Consider the following 17162-nt stretch of genomic DNA (forward strand, 5'->3'; position numbering starts at 1 on the left):
AAGCGGCCAGATAAATGTCGAAAACACTATCCCCATACACCAAACAGCGAGCAGAGAAAAGTTCCCAAACCATTTCAAACAAAAACTGATGCAAGTAAAAACAATGACCAATTGAACATTATTCTAGTTAAAGAAAAATCCATTTCTTTTAAAAAAAATTGGAACGCGGTAAACAATACTGACATTGTCGCCAACACCAACCAATGAATTACCAACGCCCGCTGACGTAAACCCGGCATTAATCGCAATTGCCGATTAGATGGCAAAGACATGAGCTGCCCATGCAATACCAATACTGCGCTAAATGACCAGATTGAAAATACGACTGCCCAGATCCCCACAAAGACCAGCCGCCAATCGCCCACATTTAACAAGGATCCAACTACCACACTGAACACTGCAATTATGGTTGCCACCATACTGAGCATAAACAACCAGTAGTGGTAGCGCGCGGGGATCATCAGCCAGCGAAACAAATGCCAATATTGGCTTAAAGTATTCGTCATCATGGCGCCAGCTCCAGAAAAATATCTTCCAAGCTTAAATACTCCACCGCCACCTCTGCATTAAATTCATTCGCGAGCTGTTGCGCCATATCTGGCTGCCAGTACTGGATCGTCAATTGTGCTTGCAGTCCCTGATTTTTTTGTTTTAGCAAATAAGGCCAGCGAATTTTTTCTGGTAGAGGTTCATTAGCTGTAAGCCTGACGCGCACCAAACTTTCCTTCAGCCCATCCAAATCACTCTGACAAACCAGCAAGCCGTCGCGCAGTATCCACACCTGATTGGCAACTCGTTCAACATCATTGACAATATGCGTAGAAAAAATAACGGCGCGATTTTCATCGGAGGCTATCTCCACTAGCTGCTGTAAAAATTGACGGCGCGCAATCGGATCAAGGCTGGCGACCGGTTCATCCAGCACTAATAATTCTGGTTCGTGCGCTAATGCCAATAGAATCGATAATTTTTGGCGCTGCCCAACCGACATTTTTCCTACATAGGTATCCATCGGGATTAACCAATCGATAATTAAACGATCCACCAAGGTTTGATTCCAACGAGACTGATAGGCCTTAAATAGCGCGAGATGCTCCCAACCGTTCATCCCCGCTAACAATTCATCCTGCTGCGGCACAAATCCAATGCGTTGCTTTATTTCACCATTGATCTCAGTCGCTTTAACGTCCCACAGTTTGGCGTCACCTGAAGCCGGAAAACCAAACCCCAAAATAGTTTCCAGCAAAGTGGTTTTACCTGCGCCATTTTTACCGAGCAATGCGATTACTTGCCCCGGCAATACTTGCGCGCTGATTCCTTTTAATACGGTAACGCCTCCGAGTTTGCGTTGAAGATTATTTAATGGTACTGGGACTGACATAAAAACTCCTTGGATAAATAATGCCCAAAATATTATTCAGTGATTTGATAAGGTTTAATTTTGTATCCGCGCTGTTTTAGCTGCGCGAGCAAACCGTCTTTGCTACTAAGATGCAAACTTCCCACCAGCACCAATTCCACTTCGGGCGTTGCAAGCATCTTTTCAATTTTTGGCAGCCAAGCCTGATTCCGCGAGACTAATAATTGCTGATAGATCTGCGGCGTCTCTTTGCGCATATCAGCCGCCATTTCTTTATCTAATTTGTCTAATTCACCCACACGCCAATATTCAAGGGATTTAGCCAGTACCTGATCCATTTTATGTATATCGCGCAAAGTGGATTTGATTACCAAATTGGCATCCATATCGTCGAGCGATGTTAATTGCGCAAGCACTTCGCCTGTTGTTTCAAGTTCTTGTGTAGCTTTACCACCTAGAATCGCCTTTTGATAAAAGTAGGCATCAACTCCCTGCCCCACACCGAAACCTTTGCTTTGCATTTCTGCCATGGATAAGGCGAGGCTGACAAACATGGCTTTAAACATACTCATTTGGCCAAGCGGAAATTGGCGCTGATCTGCAAAAGTTTGTAATTCTTGCCAAAGTTTTGGGTGTAAGTCTCGCGCTAAATTTTTGCCGTCGCTGTACATAAATGCCTGCGCCATCTGCCGGCCAAATTCCGGTGAACTGGCTTGTTTCATATCAGTTTCCAGCACCAAAATTTTTGCATTTTCATAGGCGTGTTCGAATTCCGGTGGGAGCGGGTAATCGCTATTGCGCAGCACATGAATAGTGCCGCCGAGATAAATTTTTTCATCGCCCTTGGTGATTTCATACAAGCTGGTTTCCGCGCTCGCAGAAATACTGACGAATACCAACAAACTGGTAATTAACGTAAAGCGGAATCTCATGTTGCACTCCTTGGTGACGGGTTATACAGCGGATATTTTTAGGTCTATCACTATAAAAGCGATGTGTATTACTACACTAATACACATTAGTAGTTCTGGCAACAGTCAAAATAGATTTTTTTGGCGGGAGCCCCGAGCCTATCGCTAACCGCCCTTACACCGGATGATCCAAAGTGAGGTGAAATGCGTAAAAAGCTGTTATGGACTATCTAAAAGTTACCGGTAAGCGATAATGAGACTTCACATGACGACTAAAAAGGCCGTGTCGATGAATGACTCTACCGCCACAAATGACGCTCCCGACTGGGGGGCACTGCTGGCACGTGTTGCAGAGAATGATGACAAAGCGGCATTTCGTGCGATCTACCAACACTTTGCGCCGCGCATCAAAGCCTATGCAATCAATCAAGGCTTTAGCCAACACGCCGAAGTACTAGTACAAGAGGTTATGACCAGCGTCTGGCGCAACGCGGGAAAATACTCCGAGTCGCTTGCATCAGTATCGACCTGGATTTTTACCATCACCCGCAACCAGCGCATTGATATTTTGCGCAAGCTAAATCGCACTCGCGCAGAAATTGTGATCGAAACCGAAGAGCTGTGGCAGATTCCCACCGAAGACACCACCATTTGTTCGATTCAAAATTTGTCGACGGAAAAATTTGTCAAAACCGCCATCGATAAATTACCCGAAGAGCAAATGATCGCACTGCGCAAAGTGTATTACGAAGGCAAAACCCACGAGGAAGTGGCTGATGAGTTAAATATTCCTTTGGGTACAGTGAAGGGGCGCTTGCGTCTTTCGCTGCAAAAATTACGCGTTATGTTTGAGGATAAAGAGATATGAGTGGCTATCATCCTGATGATATGACCTTGATGAATTATGCAGCGGGAAGTTGCACCATTCCGGAATCACTCGCAGTGGCAATGCATTTGTGTTTTTGCCACGACTGCCGCCAGCACGTGAAAAACTTAAACCATTTAGGCGGCGCACTGCTGGAGACCATCAAACCTGCCAGCACCGATGACGATGCCTTTGAATCACTTATGGCATCGCTGGAACCGCACGCGCAGAGTGAAATCGCACAGGTGAAAATGGAACCAACTCCAAGCGAAAAAATCACTCAGCACTTCACTAATCCTTTGCTGCGTTATTTACCCACATCGCTTGCGGATTTACCCTGGCAACGCCAAACAAAAGAAATCAGCAAGTACGATTTAACCTCACTAATTAACGTAAAAGGCTTTCAAGTAGCGCTGCAAAAAATCAACGCTGGCGCAAAAGTGCCTAAGCATACCCACAAAGGTTTTGAATACACGGTAATTTTAAGCGGCGGATTTTCCGATGAACTCGGCGTATACCACGAAGGCGACTTCATCGCCCGCGACGCCAGCCACAAACACAGCCCAACCGCACTGCAAAACGAAGACTGTATTTGTTTAACCGTATTGAATGCACCGCTGAAATTTACCGGTTGGTACAGAGTGTTAAATCCGTTTATGGCGTGGAGTTGAAACTCGAATACTGTAAATCAAACCATGGAAACACTACCCCCGCACATGTGGGGGATAGCTTTTTATGATTCAAATATATTCCCGCATTTTCCTACCGCCGACAGGCACCAACCCATTACTCTGATAAAAAGTTAGCGTGCGTTCGAACTCCGACAACGGCGGTGTACATAATTCAATACATGACCAGCCCTGATCCCGCCCATAATCTTTAACCGCTGAAATAAGCTTGGCTCCAATACCGGAATTTCTATAGCTAGGATCAACATAAAATTCAGGGACAATACCAATTTTTCCACCAGCATAGAGCGCATAGGATTCGCTAAAGGTTGACATAGCAATCGGTTGATCTTCAATGTAGCCAATAATCGCACCGTAATTTTTATTGCGAATCAACTCGCAACACCGCGCAATGGTTTCCTCCAGATTAATCGAAAAAAAATTTTCCTTGGTTTTTAAGCAAATCTCTTCCGTTAGTTTTATAACAAACTTCGCTATCAATTCCGCATTTCGCTCAGTTGCGACAACAAATTTAACACTCATCAATCACTCCTTTAATGTTGCCAGTGGGTATTGTTGCACTCCACCCACGCTACACAGCTTTCATCTACTAAAACAAAAACGCCCGCATCTTTAGAGGCGGGCGTTTTTGTTTGACTCAACTAGCGAAAATTACTCGGCAGTCACTTCTTCTGAAGGTGCTGCGCCTGACTCTTCGGCCAATGCTTCTTTGATCGAGAGCTTGATGCGGCCGCGTTGGTCTACATCCAAGCACTTCACTTTTACAACTTGGCCTTCTTTCAAATAGTCGCTCACGCTAGCTACGCGCTCGTCGGCGATTTGCGAGATGTGTACCAAGCCATCTTTACCTGGCAGGAAGTTTACGAATGCGCCGAAGTCTACGATACGCACTACAGTACCTTCGTAGATTGCACCGATTTCCGCTTCAGCAACAATGCCCATTACGCGCAGGATCGCTGCTTGCAATGCGTCGTTGTTGTCGGCGTAGATCTTAACGGTGCCGTCATCATCGATATCGATAGACGATTGGGTTTCTTCGGTGATTGCACGAATAGTCGCGCCGCCTTTACCGATGATGTCGCGGATTTTGTCCGGATGAATTTTGATGGTTTCAAAGCGCGGTGCGTTTTCGCTAACCACTGAACGCGAGCTTGGCAGCACTTTGTTCATTTCACCAAGAATGTGTAAACGCGCGGCCAGAGCTTGCTCCAGTGCGATTTCCATAATCTCTTCGGTGATGCCTTCGATTTTGATATCCATTTGCAGTGCAGTTACACCGCTGGTGGTACCGGCTACTTTAAAGTCCATATCGCCGAGGTGATCTTCGTCGCCGAGGATGTCGGTCAATACCGCAAAACCATTAGCTTCTTTCACCAAGCCCATTGCGATACCCGCAACCGGTGCTTTGAGTGGAACACCAGCATCCATCAACGCCAAGCTTGCGCCACATACAGAAGCCATTGAACTTGAACCGTTAGATTCAGTAATTTCGCTCACTACACGCAAGGTGTAAGGGAAATCGGATTCTTTTGGCAGAACAGACGTCACACCGCGACGCGCCAAACGGCCGTGGCCGATTTCGCGACGACCAGTAGCACCCATACGACCACACTCACCTACCGAGAAAGGTGGGAAGTTGTAGTGCAGCATGAACGCATCTTTTTTGGAGCCTTCAAGGAAATCGATAATTTGTGCATCGCGTGCGTTACCCAGAGTCGCCACAACCAGCGCCTGAGTTTCACCGCGAGTGAACAACGCAGAACCGTGGGCTTTGCCCAATACGCCAACTTCAACTTGAATTGGACGTACGGTTTTGTTGTCGCGGCCATCGATACGTGGCTCGCCCGCTACGATGCGTGAACGCACCAAACGGTATTCAACCATGCCGAATTCGCCTTTCACTTCATCTGCTGTGAAGCCGGATTCTTCAGTAACCAATGCTTCAACAGCTTGGGTGCGCAACTCGCCTAAACGGTTGTAACGCTCGGCCTTGTCGGTGATGCGGTAAGCAGCGCCGATAGCATCGCCAAAACCATTTACGATCGCATCGGTCAAGCCTGCTTTAACAGCAACTGGTTGCCAATCCCAACGCGGCTTGCCCGCATCGCGTGCTAATTCAGCACAGGCTTGTACAACAGCTTGCATCTCCTGGTGAGCGTAAAGTACTGCGCCGAGCATGATATCTTCGGGCAATTCTTTCGCTTCAGATTCCACCATCAATACGGCGTCTTTAGTACCGGCAACCACCATGTCCAACTCGGAAGTTTCAAGTTGCGCAAAGCTTGGGTTGAGGATGTAGCCTTCTTCCTGGGTATAACCTACACGTGCACCACCAATCGGGCCGTTGAATGGAATACCGGAAATTGCCAATGCAGCAGAAGTACCGATCATTGCAACTATATCGGGATCATATTGCTTGTCGGTAGATACAACAGTACAAACCACTTGAACTTCGTTCAAGAAACCTTCGGGGAACAAGGGACGGATTGGACGATCGATCAAACGAGAGGTCAGCGTTTCTTTTTCAGAAGGACGACCTTCACGCTTCAAATAGCCGCCGGGGATACGGCCAGCGGCATAACTTTTTTCTTGGTAGTGCACAGACAGCGGGAAAAAATCTTGCCCGGCTTTAGCTTCTTTAGAACCTACAACGGTACAAAGTACACTGACTTCGCCCATGGTTACCATAACTGCACCGGTTGCTTGACGAGCAATGCGGCCAGTTTCGAGGGTTACGGTTTGGTTGCCGTATTGGAACTTTTTAATAATCGGATTCACTCTTTTATCCTTTATATTCACTAAAAATCAATTGCGTTAATTGTTACGCGTCTATTTAAGTTTGTTCTTTTCTATCTATACAGGATCTATAAATTTCACATTCAACATCAGTACAAATATGCGTCCTGCCTATGCGCTAACTTTTTCTCTTATCAGCACAGATCCCTAACAGCTTTCGGTCTCTAGATGAAAAATAACTAGAAGCACAAAATAAAAGTGCCCGCAGAGCGGGCACTGGACAAACTTAACGGCGCAGACCTAATTTTTGAATCAGAGCAACGTAACGTGAAGCGTCTTTACCTTTCAGGTAGTCCAACAATTTACGACGGGCGTTTACCATACGGATCAGGCCGCGACGTGAATGGTGGTCTGCCTTGTGGTCAGCGAAGTGGCCTTGCAGTTTGTTGATGTTTACAGTCAACAGAGCTACTTGGACTTCGGGTGAACCAGTATCACCTTCAGCTTGTTTGTATTCGTTAACGATTGCAGCTTTTTCAGAAGCACTCAGTGCCATGATGTTTTCCTCAATTTAATATGCGATTCAATTACAGCCCGCCCGTGCATATTTACAGGTGGGTTGTTGCGGTGATTATCCTGTCCTTATTAATGAAGCACAAAGGATGTCAGCCGCGGCTTTTTACCCATTCAAGCAAGCTTGAGGGCAAATTCTAAGGGCTAGCGCTCGTTAGCCGAGCGATTTGCCAAAATTCGTTTGGGGGCTACGCCACCCTCATCGGTGATGGTGCCCAAACCGAGAAACGCACGAGGCGATTGTTCGGTTTCTGCACAAAAGACGCGCACAATAGCACCTTGCTCGCCAAATCGATAGACCTTGGACACCATTACCGGGTTGCCCAAGCGGAAGTAGTGGGCACTGTTGGCGGGTAAGTCTACCGCTGGCAGGCTGGCCACTGGCGCATCGGTGCTGAGCAGATACGCATCCAATGCCGCATATGCCGCCTCATCACCCGCTTCGGTCTGCACCTCATCAAAGCGCGTTTGCAGCTCTTCCAACGTGATGCACTGCGCTTCATCAAACAGACCCGCATGTGAACGATGCAGCGTTTTCACATGGCCACCGCAGCCTAACGCAACACCCAGATCCACCGCAATCGAACGGATATAGGTGCCTTTGGTGCAGCGGATATCCAGCTCTACTTCGGCGTCTGCACCGGCGCGAAAGGCAAGAATTTCAATACTGTGAATAGTCACTGGGCGCGGCGCGCGCTCCACTTCAACCCCTTCGCGCGCCATCTTATAGAGCGGCTGGCCGTTGAGTTTGAGCGCGGAATACATAGGTGGCACTTGCAGAATATCGCCAGTGATTGGCTTAAGTGCTGCTTCAACCTGTGCCCGCGTAATACCTGCCGTGGATTTTTGTTCGATGATCTCGCCATCGGCATCGCAGGTATCCGTAGTCGCGCCAAGGCGAATACAGGTGCGATAGCCTTTGTCGGCATCCAACAAAAATTGCGAGAACTTGGTCGCCTCACCAAAACAGAGCGGTAATACGCCGGTAGCCAGCGGGTCCAAGGCGCCGGTATGGCCGGCTTTTTCCACAAAAAACAACCGCTTAGCGCGCTGTAATGCGTGGTTAGAGGTCATGCCTGCAGGTTTTTCTAACAACAATACGCCATCGACGGGACGGCCTTTTCTACGCGCCATCAGTGCTGCTCGCCCTTGAAATCATCATCGGAAGCTGGCTCGTCATCGTGTTGATGCTGGCTGTCTTCTTTTAACGCGCGCTCAATCAACGTAGAAATCGCCTGACCTTTGACCGAGGTTTTGTCGTAGATAAATTGCAGCTTGGGCACTGTGCGCATGCTCAATTCTTTCGCCAGAAATGTGCGCAAGAAACCGCTCGCTTTATTGAGAATCGAAGCGGCTGCGATACTTTCTTTTTCGTCATCAACACCCACAAAAGTCACATAGACTTTGGCGTAGGCCATATCGCGGGTGACGGTGACTTCATTGATATTGACCAAACCAATACGCGGATCGCGGATTTCATTGGGGATCACCTGCCCCAGCAAACGCTGGATGGCATCGGAGACGCGGTCTGAACGGGTAAATTCTCTTGGCATGCGCCACTAACCTCAATAATTACCCCCTCCCAGCCTCCCCCTTGGCAGGGGGAGGAGCTTTCACTCCCTCCCGTTTTGAAGGGGAGGGTTGGGGAGGGGTCAAAAATAACAAAGCCCCACTCCCATGACAGGAGTGGGGCACAGGTGTTGCAACCGGCTTAAAGCTGGCGCGCAACCTCTTTAACTTCGTAAACTTCGATCTGATCGCCCACTTTAACGTCGTAGTTCTTCACACCGATACCACATTCAATACCGTTGCGCACTTCGTTAACGTCATCTTTAAAGCGACGCAGAGATTCAAGCTCACCAGTGAAGATCACCACGTTATCGCGCAGTACACGGATCGGCTTATTGCGCGATACAGTACCTTCTATCACCATACAACCAGCAACCTGGCCGAACTTCGGCGAATTGAACACTTCACGCACATTGGCGATACCAACGATTGTCTCAACACGCTCTGGATCCAGCATGCCGCTCAGTGCCGCTTTTACTTCATCGAGCAGTTGGTAAATGATGCTGTAGTAGCGAATATCCACGCCTTCCGCTTCCGCCATACGACGGGTAGTGCCATCGGCGCGCACGTTAAAGCCAACAATGATTGCACCAGACGTAATCGCCAGATTCACATCATTCTCGGTAATACCGCCGATACCGGAAGAGATAATGTTCACCTGCACTTCTTCGTTACCGAGGTCGCCGAGTGAGGCAATAATCGCTTCGAGTGAACCGCGTACATCGGCTTTAACCACCACGGTAAGATTTTTCTTCTGGCCAGCTTCCATGTTGGAGAACATATTCTCCAGTTTAGATGCCTGGAAGCGCGCCAATTTCTCTTTGCGCTCTTTCTCGGCACGGAACTGGGCAACTTCGCGCGCTTTACGCTCGTCAGTCAACACCACAAAATCATCACCAGCGCTTGGCGGAGTATCCAAGCCAAGAATCTCAACCGGGGTAGATGGACCCGCTTCAGTCACTTGTTGACCGCGCTCGTTCATCATGGCGCGCACACGACCATAGCTTTGGCCGGCGAGAATCAAATCGCCCTGCTTCAAGGTGCCTTGTTGCACCAACACAGTGGCAACAGTACCGCGCCCCTTATCGACACGCGCCTCAATCACAACGCCCTTAGCTGCCGCACTTGGCACAGCATGCAATTCCAAGACTTCGGCTTGCAATGAGATAGCTTCAAGCAACTCATCAATACCTTGACCGGTATGGGCAGATACTTGAATAAATTGGGTATCACCACCGTAATTTTCGGGAATAACACCTTTTACGACCAATTCATTAGTCACACGATCTGGATCGGCAGAATGCTTGTCGCACTTATTGATCGCCACCACGATAGGCACATTAGCCGCACGCGCATGGAGGATGGCTTCTTCAGTTTGAGGCATTACACCATCATCCGCTGCCACCACCAGAATCACCACGTCAGTTGCCTTGGCACCACGGGCACGCATAGCGGTAAATGCGGCGTGACCAGGGGTGTCGAGGAAGGTAATCTCACCACGTGAAGTCGGCACACGATAAGCACCGATATGCTGGGTAATACCACCGGCTTCGCCAGCGGCCACTTTTGCTTCGCGGATGTAATCGAGCAGCGAGGTTTTACCGTGGTCAACGTGCCCCATTACGGTAACAACCGGTGCACGCTGTACCAGATCACCCTCAGTTTCGAGTGATTTTTCCAACGCATGTTCGATATCGTTTTCGCTAACCAATACAGCCTGATGCCCCATCTCTTCAACCAACAGCACCGCAGTGTCCTGATCGATAGATTCGTTCATCGACGCCATTACACCCATCTTCATCAAGCGTTTGATCACTTCGCCCACTTTAACGGTGAGGCGCTGCGCCAACTCTGCTACCGCAATGGTTTCCGGCACATTCACTTCATGAACAATTTTGGTGGTTGGCTTTTTAAAGGCGTGTTTATTGTGCTTTTTGTGACTCGCACGCAAATGGCTGCGGCGCGCTAATACATCGCTGTCTTCGCCATCTTCAGCAACAAAGTCCAACAAGTCGACCTTGGGAGCTTTCTTGGAGCCTGGCGCGCCTTTTTTGATCGCCTTGCCCGCTCCGCGCTTGTTGCGCTCGGAGTCATCGCTATCATCGTCATCGCGCTTATGGGTTTTCTTGTGGTTATGGCTGTGCTTGGTATCTTCTTTGTCTGCCGGCGGTGCAATAACAGCAACTGCAGGCTTACCTTTGGCTGGGCCACGGCCATCAGGACGGGCTGTTTTTGCTGGCGCTTGTCCAGCAGGTTTTTCCGCAGCATTATCTGCACGCACTGGATTGCGTTTCGCCTCTTCAGCAGCACGCTTGGCCTCTTCACGCGCTTTAACTTCAGCAAGACGCGCAGCCTCTTCGGCTTGACGGCGCTCAATCGCTGCGCGGCGCTTCTCTTCGATACCATCGGTGAAGGAAATGCGGTGGGAAGGCACTTCAGCAGCAGGCGTATCAACAGCAACCTCTTCCACCGCCGCTTCAACTTCTGGCGCAGCTTCTACGACAGGCTCGGGCGCAGGAGCGACTTCAGCAACTACCGGCTCTGCAGTCACTTCAACTTCCGGCTCAAAATCGGGCTCTTGCTCTGCAACGACGGATTCGCCCACTTCGTCCTCACGTTTAACGTAGGTGCGTTTTTTACGCACCTCAACATTTACCGTTTTACGTGCATTACCCGTACCGGTTTTAATGGTCGTGGTGGTTTTACGCTGCAAAGTGATTTTTTTAGGTTCCAGCGCGGCTTCGCCATGACTGCTCTTCAAAAAATTGAGCAAGCGCTGCTTCTCATCGTCAGAAACTTTCGCCTCGGCACTTTTGTGCTGCAAACCAGCTTCGCTCATTTGCTTAAGCAAACGCTCGACCGGTGCGCCTATTGATTTGGCGAGTTCATTAACGGTTACTTCTGCCATTGTTCTTCCTCAGGGATTGTTCGTTGCCTACAGGGTTTCGCTCACTAGAGTGGCTCACACTCAGGCAAACCAGGGCTCGCGCGCTTTCATAATCAGTGCGGCGGCACGAGTCGCGTCAACACCTTCAATTTCCAACAATTCATCTATCGATTGTTCAGCTAAATCTTCCATGCTGACAATGCCGCGGCGCGCAAGGTTTGCGGCTAATGCATCATCCATACCTTCCATCGCCAGCAAATCCTCTGCTGGTGCAACACCTTCAATGCGTTCTTCTGTTGCCAGTGCTTGCGTCAAGAGTGCATCTTTCGCACGCGCACGCAATTCTTCAGCAATCGTTTCATCAAAACCATCGATTGCCAGCATTTCTTCCAGCGGAACGTAAGCAACCTCTTCAAGCGTAGTGAAACCTTCTTCTACTAATACGCCAGCAATGTCTTCATCGACATCCAGCGCACTCATAAACATATTGATGTAGCTGCCAGATTCCGCTTCTTGTTTTGATTGCCATTCAGCAATACTCATGACATTGATATTCCAGCCAGTCAATTCACATGCAAGACGCACATTTTGACCACCGCGACCAATTGCCATTGCCAAATTTTCTTCGTTAACAGCCAAGTCCATTGAACCTGCATCTTCATCAACCACAATCGATTCAATTTCAGCAGGTGACATAGCATTGATAACAAATTGCGCTGGATTATCATCCCACAACACGATATCAACACGCTCGCCACCCAACTCATTGGACACCGCTTGCACACGCGAACCGCGCATACCCACACAGGCACCTACTGGATCGATACGGCCGTCGTTAGTTTTAACCGCAATTTTTGCACGCAGACCTGGGTCGCGCGCAGCGCCTTTAATTTCAATCACTTCTTCAGCAATTTCTGGCACTTCAATTTTGAACAACTCAACCAACATTTGTGGATTCGAACGGCTCAACAATAATTGTGGACCGCGCGCTTCTGAACGCACTTCTAACAACAGCGCACGAATACGATCGCCCATGCGGAAAATTTCGCGGCCAATTAATTGATCGCGCGGCAAAACACCTTCAGCGTTATTGCCCAAATCCACAATGATGCTATCGCGTGTTACTTTTTTCACGGTACCGCTGATAAGATCACCCATGCGATCACGGTACTCATCAACCATTTGCGCACGCTCAGCTTCACGCACTTTTTGCACGATCACTTGCTTGGCAGTTTGCGCAGCAATACGACCAAATTCTGCGTTATCAATTTTTTCGCGGTAAGTATCACCCACAACAAGTGACGCATCTTTATCGCGCGCTTCATCCAAATAAAGCTGAGTGCCTAACTCTGCCATAGTGTCATCGGCAACCAATTCCCAGCTGCGGAAAGTTTCATAATCGCCAGTGACGCGATTGATAATAACCTCAATGGTTGAATCTTCATCGAAACGTTTTTTAGTGGCAGTCGCGAGTGCAATTTCAATTGCCTGGAAAATTAATTCCTTATCAACGCCCTTCTCATTGGATACCGCATCAGCGACCAGCAAAATTTCTTTGTTCATTGGTTTGCCTCTGTTAACTCCTCAAGCCAGTGCCATGCACACACCAGATATTTACATTTCCCACACCGTCTATTTACGCAATTTGTCGCAAACAGACAGTTCATTTATATTCTGCTGCCAACTACTCTTTATCGTTAGACAGATTATGTTCGCGCATTAAATCCTCGTAACGCGGCTCTACATTTGCTTTATCAATTACATCAATCGCGATCTGTACTTCCTTATTATCTACTTGCAAAAACACATCGCCGCTTTCAACTTTGGTGATAACGCCTTTAAAACGACGGCGACCATCGCGTGCGATACGTAAACGCACACTGATAGTTTCACCCACATAGCGCACATACTGCGCCTCTTTATACAGAGGGCGATCCATACCGGGTGATGAGACTTCAAGCGTGTATTCGCCATCAATCGGATCTTCCACATCAAACACACTGCTCACTTGACGACTTACGCGCTCGCAGTCATCCAGCGACACACCATTAGGGCCATCAATAAAAATGCGCACCGTGGTGTAACGCCCTTGCGTCAAATACTCCAACCCCCACAGCTCACAACCCAAGGCGGCGGCGACAGGGGATACCATTTGCTCTAACAATTCTTGCTTGGAAGCCATGCTTTAATCCGGATTCAAACCAGCTCTGCAAAATACAAGAGCCCAAAAAACAAAAATGGGCACAAGGCCCATTCAAACGTTTACTGCTTTCACCACACAGGCCTGCATGGTGGGGACGATGCCCGCAAACAACAAATACAAAAAAGCCCCAAAAAGGGGCTTCTCGACTTGAACTTGCTTTACACAAAAGCAAATTCAATACTTCTTGGTCTGGCGAGAGCCGGGAAATCCCTTTATCTCCACCTGTTTCTTGTTTATCAAACCAACAAGAAGCAAAGAATTTTTGGTTGCGGGGGCAGGATTTGAACCTACGACCTTCGGGTTATGAGCCCGACGAGCTACCAAACTGCTCCACCCCGCGACTGAAACTCACATTTGCTAACCGCTCAAGTGAGGCCGCGAATTATAGGGAGACTCGGGCGCGCGGTCAAGGAAAATATATACTCAAGTACAACAAAAACCGATTCAGATGCATTACTGAACGATAAGATCAATTGCACAACAACTGCGCCCGCAAATTGAAATTTAACAGCCGGTTATGACAATTAAATTAACAGTCACACAGTTCTATTTAAAAAACTGCCGATCTCGGCACCTGAATTAAATACACCAATCTCTATCAGGCGACGATTGAGATCGATATTGCGCTTAGTGCCTTCATTAAAAAACTCCGCGCGCGCCTGACGCTGATCCAGCAGGCGCTGCTCAGCCTCAAAGCGCTCTTGATCTGCCTGTAGGCGCGCCTCTTCCTCGGCTAAACGCTGCTTTTCGCTTTCAGTATTATCTTGCGCACGCACGTCAGCGGGCTTATCTGCTTCAGCAGCTTGATCCTGCTGCGCCGAATCCACCCCGTCGCGACGACCTTCTGCTTCTATTGCCTGCTCTTCGCGCAGCTCAGCTCGCGCTTGAAGCTCCATTTGAGCAGCCAATGCCGCCACACGACCATCCTGCGCGGAAGGCTCAGCAGGAGCATTGGCAGCCCGACGCAATTGTTGTGCCTTACGCAAGGTTGCTTCCGGATCACCGGGGATGGGGGATGTATCAATTTTGACCTCACCGCCCACGGCGTAACTCACACCATCGGGGCCACGCACAAACGAATAGGTAGGGCTGCTGCCATATTGCCCGGCGACAGCCGCATGGGCCTGTTCATGAGCACGCACTTCGCGGTCGCGTGCCGCCAGTGTCTGTATTTGTTCGCGCTCGGCCTGTTGTCGCTCTTGTTCAGCACGACGATTTGCTGTCGCCCCCTGCGCTGCCTGATCGCCACTCTGGACAACAGGCTCTCGCCCCTGTGCGCCGCGCTCAACACGATCGCGCTCAACATCATCATTGGGGCGCTCATCGGGAAAGCGGCGATTCTGCCCGCGCCCTGACTCAGCGGATTGCTCAGCGGGGCGAAAGCTGGACGATTTAAGATCGGTAGTTTCCTGACCAACAGGCGCACGTCCCATAGGCGCAAACGGCGCTACGGTATTGGCGAAGCTAGACGGAATGTTATTGATCACTCAAATCACCTCACAGAACCCAAAAACGCGGCACCATTAAGCCTTGACGTCTAATAGAGTGCCTATTGTTTCATTGGCGGCCTGAACCACTTTGGCAGAGCTATCAAACACCTGGCTCTGCGCTTTGATATTAATCAGCGGCTCAGCAACATCATTTGCTTGAGGATTGTCGCGCTGGGTGGTGCCCGCTTGCGCGATTTGCTGTGCCGATTGCAGCATCGATGACTGGCTTTTTTGCATACCAATCAGACCCTGATTGACTACCGAACCTACGTCCATCAGCTTGCCCTCTTTTGTTGGCTATCAAGAATGAAATTGAGAAAGGAAACAGCATAAAAACATTTCCCCGACACTATGTAATAGTCTACGCCGGGAAACGACCAAAAAACAGGCGATATTGCCGCTAATGAGGCGCCTTTTAAGACGAGTTTGATGTAAAAAGCGCTTTACTATAACCCCTGATTATTCCAACACAGGGTTATTCGTTTTTTCTTTGACTGCAGCAAACAGGCCCAAGCTTTGCTGATACTTCGATATGGCTTTTGCCTGCTCAAACACACTTTGGGCCGTTAACTGCAAGCGGCTGCGCACCGGCAGCTGCGCTGCTTGCAATGCCCGCCCACTCCATGTGTTGCAGTTGCTAAACAAACTGTAATGGCCGCTGGCCTGATAAAAATGTCCCGCATCCGTTACATAAGCCCGCAGCGGAATCACGCGGCCGGAGTCATCTAACGCAAACGATTTATCCAAATAGCGAATCAATGTGCGCATCCCCTTGTCGGTTATGGCGATGGGCACGCGGGTTTCAGGGGGAATGGAAGTGAAAGGTGGCTGAGCATAAGCAATCACCTGCAGCGCCGAATGGCTCGATGCAATTAGCGCTTTAGTCGCAGAACCAAAGGTTTTACTTTTGCCGGTGAAGTAATTGCCATCGCCCCAGCCGATACGAACAAAACGCTGGCTGGCAGCCTCTTGCTGCAAATAACGGCTGTGGCGCGCGACCGTTTTTGCATCAATTAAAATGCTCGTGTGCCAATCGCGGTAAATAAAATAAATGATGTGCTCGGTATTAACACTGGGAATTTTTTGTTTTGCTGGCATAGAGCTGCAGCCCGCAAGCGCACATAGGGCAAAAAACCAGACTGTAAAATTCCGCAACAAGGCGCACATGCTTATTGAATCTTCACGCTGAAAACAACTGCGCCAGCACTCCGGCATCAAGTGCACTGGCGACTACTTCCGGCGCAGCATCATCCAACCAAGGCACAACCCCCAAACAAGGTGCGGGAATACGCGCGGCCAGGCTGTGAATATTTTCCTGCAATACCGGCATATCCGCATCGATACAATTGGCCACCCAGCCCGCCAATTGCAAACCGTCATTGCGAATTGCCTCTACCGTTAAGAGCGCATGATTGATACAACCCAAACGCACCCCCACCACTAAAATTACCGGCAGGCGCAAAATTTTTACTACATCGGCCACTGTCTCTTGTGGATTTAACGGTACGCGCCAACCGCCCGCACCTTCAACCAAGGTGAAGTCTGCCTGATTCAAACTGCCGCGACAAAAACCGGCGATGCGATCCGCCGATAAAATTCGCATCTCTTGTTGCGCTGCAATATGTGGCGCTATGGCCGATACCAAGGCGATAGGATTTATTTGTTCATAAACCAAGGGTTCGGTGATTACCGACTGCAACAACAAGGCATCAGCATTGCGCAAACCGGCATCGGTTTTTTCGCAACCGGCTGCAAGCGGTTTTAATGCAGCGGTACTTAAACCGTGCCGTTTTGCCGCGACTAATAATCCTGCCGCCACTAAAGTTTTGCCAACATCAGTATCCGTACCTGCGATAAAAAAAGTTTTTCTAGCCATGGT

Annotated in this window: 17 protein-coding genes and 1 tRNA gene; 2 read left to right on the forward strand and 16 right to left on the reverse strand. The window is 49.1% G+C overall.

All coding sequences use genetic code 11. The annotated features are described in order from the left end of the window. Positions 1-74 precede the first annotated feature (74 nt). The 3 genes from AC2CG4_RS06275 to AC2CG4_RS06285 are packed head-to-tail and all read right to left on the reverse strand — an operon-like array spanning position 75 to position 2292. Positions 75-509: a hypothetical protein gene (locus tag AC2CG4_RS06275; protein ID WP_484485437.1), complete on the reverse strand. Its 435-nt coding sequence runs from the start codon at positions 507-509 to the stop codon at positions 75-77. Further along, positions 506-1381 carry an ABC transporter ATP-binding protein gene (locus AC2CG4_RS06280; RefSeq protein WP_484485438.1) on the reverse strand — a complete coding sequence of 292 codons (876 nt, stop codon included), beginning with the start codon at positions 1379-1381 and terminating at the stop codon, positions 506-508. Before AC2CG4_RS06280 ends, AC2CG4_RS06275 begins: the two co-directional genes overlap by 4 nt. Before the next feature lie 32 nt (positions 1382-1413). After that, positions 1414-2292, reverse strand: a complete 879-nt coding sequence (locus tag AC2CG4_RS06285; RefSeq protein WP_484485439.1) for a TraB/GumN family protein — start codon at positions 2290-2292, stop codon at positions 1414-1416. 244 nt (positions 2293-2536) lie between these two features. Between AC2CG4_RS06285 and AC2CG4_RS06290 the strand changes: the two genes are divergently transcribed. Then, positions 2537-3139 (forward strand): sigma-70 family RNA polymerase sigma factor, encoded by a 603-nt coding sequence (locus AC2CG4_RS06290; protein ID WP_484485440.1) that lies wholly within the window; start codon positions 2537-2539, stop codon positions 3137-3139. Next, entirely contained in the window at positions 3136-3807 is a 672-nt protein-coding gene (locus tag AC2CG4_RS06295) for a ChrR family anti-sigma-E factor (RefSeq protein WP_062061529.1), read from the forward strand. The genes AC2CG4_RS06290 and AC2CG4_RS06295 overlap by 4 nt, the downstream gene beginning before the upstream one ends. A gap of 69 nt (positions 3808-3876) precedes the next feature. Here the strand turns inward: AC2CG4_RS06295 and AC2CG4_RS06300 are convergent, their stop codons facing one another. The 13 genes from AC2CG4_RS06300 to bioD form a co-directional block, all read right to left on the reverse strand. Beyond that, on the reverse strand, positions 3877-4347 hold the full coding sequence (locus AC2CG4_RS06300; RefSeq protein WP_484485441.1) for a GNAT family N-acetyltransferase: 471 nt from the start codon (positions 4345-4347) through the stop codon (positions 3877-3879). Positions 4348-4476: 129 nt separating this feature from the next. Beyond that, entirely contained in the window at positions 4477-6603 is a 2127-nt protein-coding gene (pnp, locus tag AC2CG4_RS06305; RefSeq protein WP_484485442.1) for a polyribonucleotide nucleotidyltransferase, read from the reverse strand. A 244-nt stretch (positions 6604-6847) separates the two neighbouring features. After that, positions 6848-7117: a 30S ribosomal protein S15 gene (gene rpsO, locus AC2CG4_RS06310; protein WP_062061544.1), complete on the reverse strand. Its 270-nt coding sequence runs from the start codon at positions 7115-7117 to the stop codon at positions 6848-6850. Positions 7118-7278: 161 nt separating this feature from the next. After that, a complete protein-coding gene (gene truB / locus AC2CG4_RS06315) occupies positions 7279-8268 on the reverse strand; it encodes a tRNA pseudouridine(55) synthase TruB (protein ID WP_484485443.1) in 990 nt (329 codons plus the stop codon). Continuing rightward, positions 8268-8687 carry a 30S ribosome-binding factor RbfA gene (rbfA, locus tag AC2CG4_RS06320; RefSeq protein WP_062061558.1) on the reverse strand — a complete coding sequence of 140 codons (420 nt, stop codon included), beginning with the start codon at positions 8685-8687 and terminating at the stop codon, positions 8268-8270. The genes truB and rbfA overlap by 1 nt, the downstream gene beginning before the upstream one ends. A 158-nt stretch (positions 8688-8845) precedes the next feature. Beyond that, positions 8846-11611, reverse strand: a complete 2766-nt coding sequence (infB, locus tag AC2CG4_RS06325; RefSeq protein ID WP_484485444.1) for a translation initiation factor IF-2 — start codon at positions 11609-11611, stop codon at positions 8846-8848. A gap of 60 nt (positions 11612-11671) precedes the next feature. Then, positions 11672-13153, reverse strand: a complete 1482-nt coding sequence (gene nusA, locus AC2CG4_RS06330) for a transcription termination factor NusA (RefSeq protein ID WP_292751817.1) — start codon at positions 13151-13153, stop codon at positions 11672-11674. A 121-nt stretch (positions 13154-13274) separates the two neighbouring features. Next, positions 13275-13772 (reverse strand): ribosome maturation factor RimP, encoded by a 498-nt coding sequence (rimP, locus tag AC2CG4_RS06335; RefSeq protein ID WP_484485445.1) that lies wholly within the window; start codon positions 13770-13772, stop codon positions 13275-13277. Between the two features lie 284 nt (positions 13773-14056). Then, a tRNA-Met gene (locus tag AC2CG4_RS06340) sits at positions 14057-14133 on the reverse strand. 196 nt (positions 14134-14329) lie between these two features. Further along, positions 14330-15280, reverse strand: a complete 951-nt coding sequence (locus AC2CG4_RS06345; protein ID WP_484485446.1) for a putative metalloprotease CJM1_0395 family protein — start codon at positions 15278-15280, stop codon at positions 14330-14332. Between the two features lie 36 nt (positions 15281-15316). Continuing rightward, positions 15317-15559 (reverse strand): hypothetical protein, encoded by a 243-nt coding sequence (locus tag AC2CG4_RS06350; RefSeq protein WP_292751800.1) that lies wholly within the window; start codon positions 15557-15559, stop codon positions 15317-15319. Positions 15560-15742: 183 nt separating this feature from the next. Next, positions 15743-16381 carry a DUF2459 domain-containing protein gene (locus AC2CG4_RS06355; protein WP_484485447.1) on the reverse strand — a complete coding sequence of 213 codons (639 nt, stop codon included), beginning with the start codon at positions 16379-16381 and terminating at the stop codon, positions 15743-15745. 82 nt (positions 16382-16463) lie between these two features. Next, on the reverse strand, positions 16464-17159 hold the full coding sequence (gene bioD, locus AC2CG4_RS06360) for a dethiobiotin synthase (protein WP_484485448.1): 696 nt from the start codon (positions 17157-17159) through the stop codon (positions 16464-16466). Between the last annotated feature and the right edge of the window lie 3 nt (positions 17160-17162).

The sequence above is a fragment of the Cellvibrio sp. ATLC23 genome, from assembly GCF_057196725.1.

Coding starts and splice junctions, on each gene's coding strand:
- AC2CG4_RS06275 (WP_484485437.1), bottom strand. CDS start 509: ATGATGACGAATACTTTAAGCCAATATTGGCATTTGTTTCGCTGGCTG.
- AC2CG4_RS06280 (WP_484485438.1), bottom strand. CDS start 1,381: ATGTCAGTCCCAGTACCATTAAATAATCTTCAACGCAAACTCGGAGGC.
- AC2CG4_RS06285 (WP_484485439.1), bottom strand. CDS start 2,292: ATGAGATTCCGCTTTACGTTAATTACCAGTTTGTTGGTATTCGTCAGT.
- AC2CG4_RS06290 (WP_484485440.1), top strand. CDS start 2,537: ATGACGACTAAAAAGGCCGTGTCGATGAATGACTCTACCGCCACAAAT.
- AC2CG4_RS06295 (WP_062061529.1), top strand. CDS start 3,136: ATGAGTGGCTATCATCCTGATGATATGACCTTGATGAATTATGCAGCG.
- AC2CG4_RS06300 (WP_484485441.1), bottom strand. CDS start 4,347: ATGAGTGTTAAATTTGTTGTCGCAACTGAGCGAAATGCGGAATTGATA.
- rpsO (WP_062061544.1), bottom strand. CDS start 7,117: ATGGCACTGAGTGCTTCTGAAAAAGCTGCAATCGTTAACGAATACAAA.
- truB (WP_484485443.1), bottom strand. CDS start 8,268: ATGGCGCGTAGAAAAGGCCGTCCCGTCGATGGCGTATTGTTGTTAGAA.
- rbfA (WP_062061558.1), bottom strand. CDS start 8,687: ATGCCAAGAGAATTTACCCGTTCAGACCGCGTCTCCGATGCCATCCAG.
- infB (WP_484485444.1), bottom strand. CDS start 11,611: ATGGCAGAAGTAACCGTTAATGAACTCGCCAAATCAATAGGCGCACCG.
- nusA (WP_292751817.1), bottom strand. CDS start 13,153: ATGAACAAAGAAATTTTGCTGGTCGCTGATGCGGTATCCAATGAGAAG.
- rimP (WP_484485445.1), bottom strand. CDS start 13,772: ATGGCTTCCAAGCAAGAATTGTTAGAGCAAATGGTATCCCCTGTCGCC.
- AC2CG4_RS06350 (WP_292751800.1), bottom strand. CDS start 15,559: ATGGACGTAGGTTCGGTAGTCAATCAGGGTCTGATTGGTATGCAAAAA.
- AC2CG4_RS06355 (WP_484485447.1), bottom strand. CDS start 16,381: ATGCCAGCAAAACAAAAAATTCCCAGTGTTAATACCGAGCACATCATT.
- bioD (WP_484485448.1), bottom strand. CDS start 17,159: ATGGCTAGAAAAACTTTTTTTATCGCAGGTACGGATACTGATGTTGGC.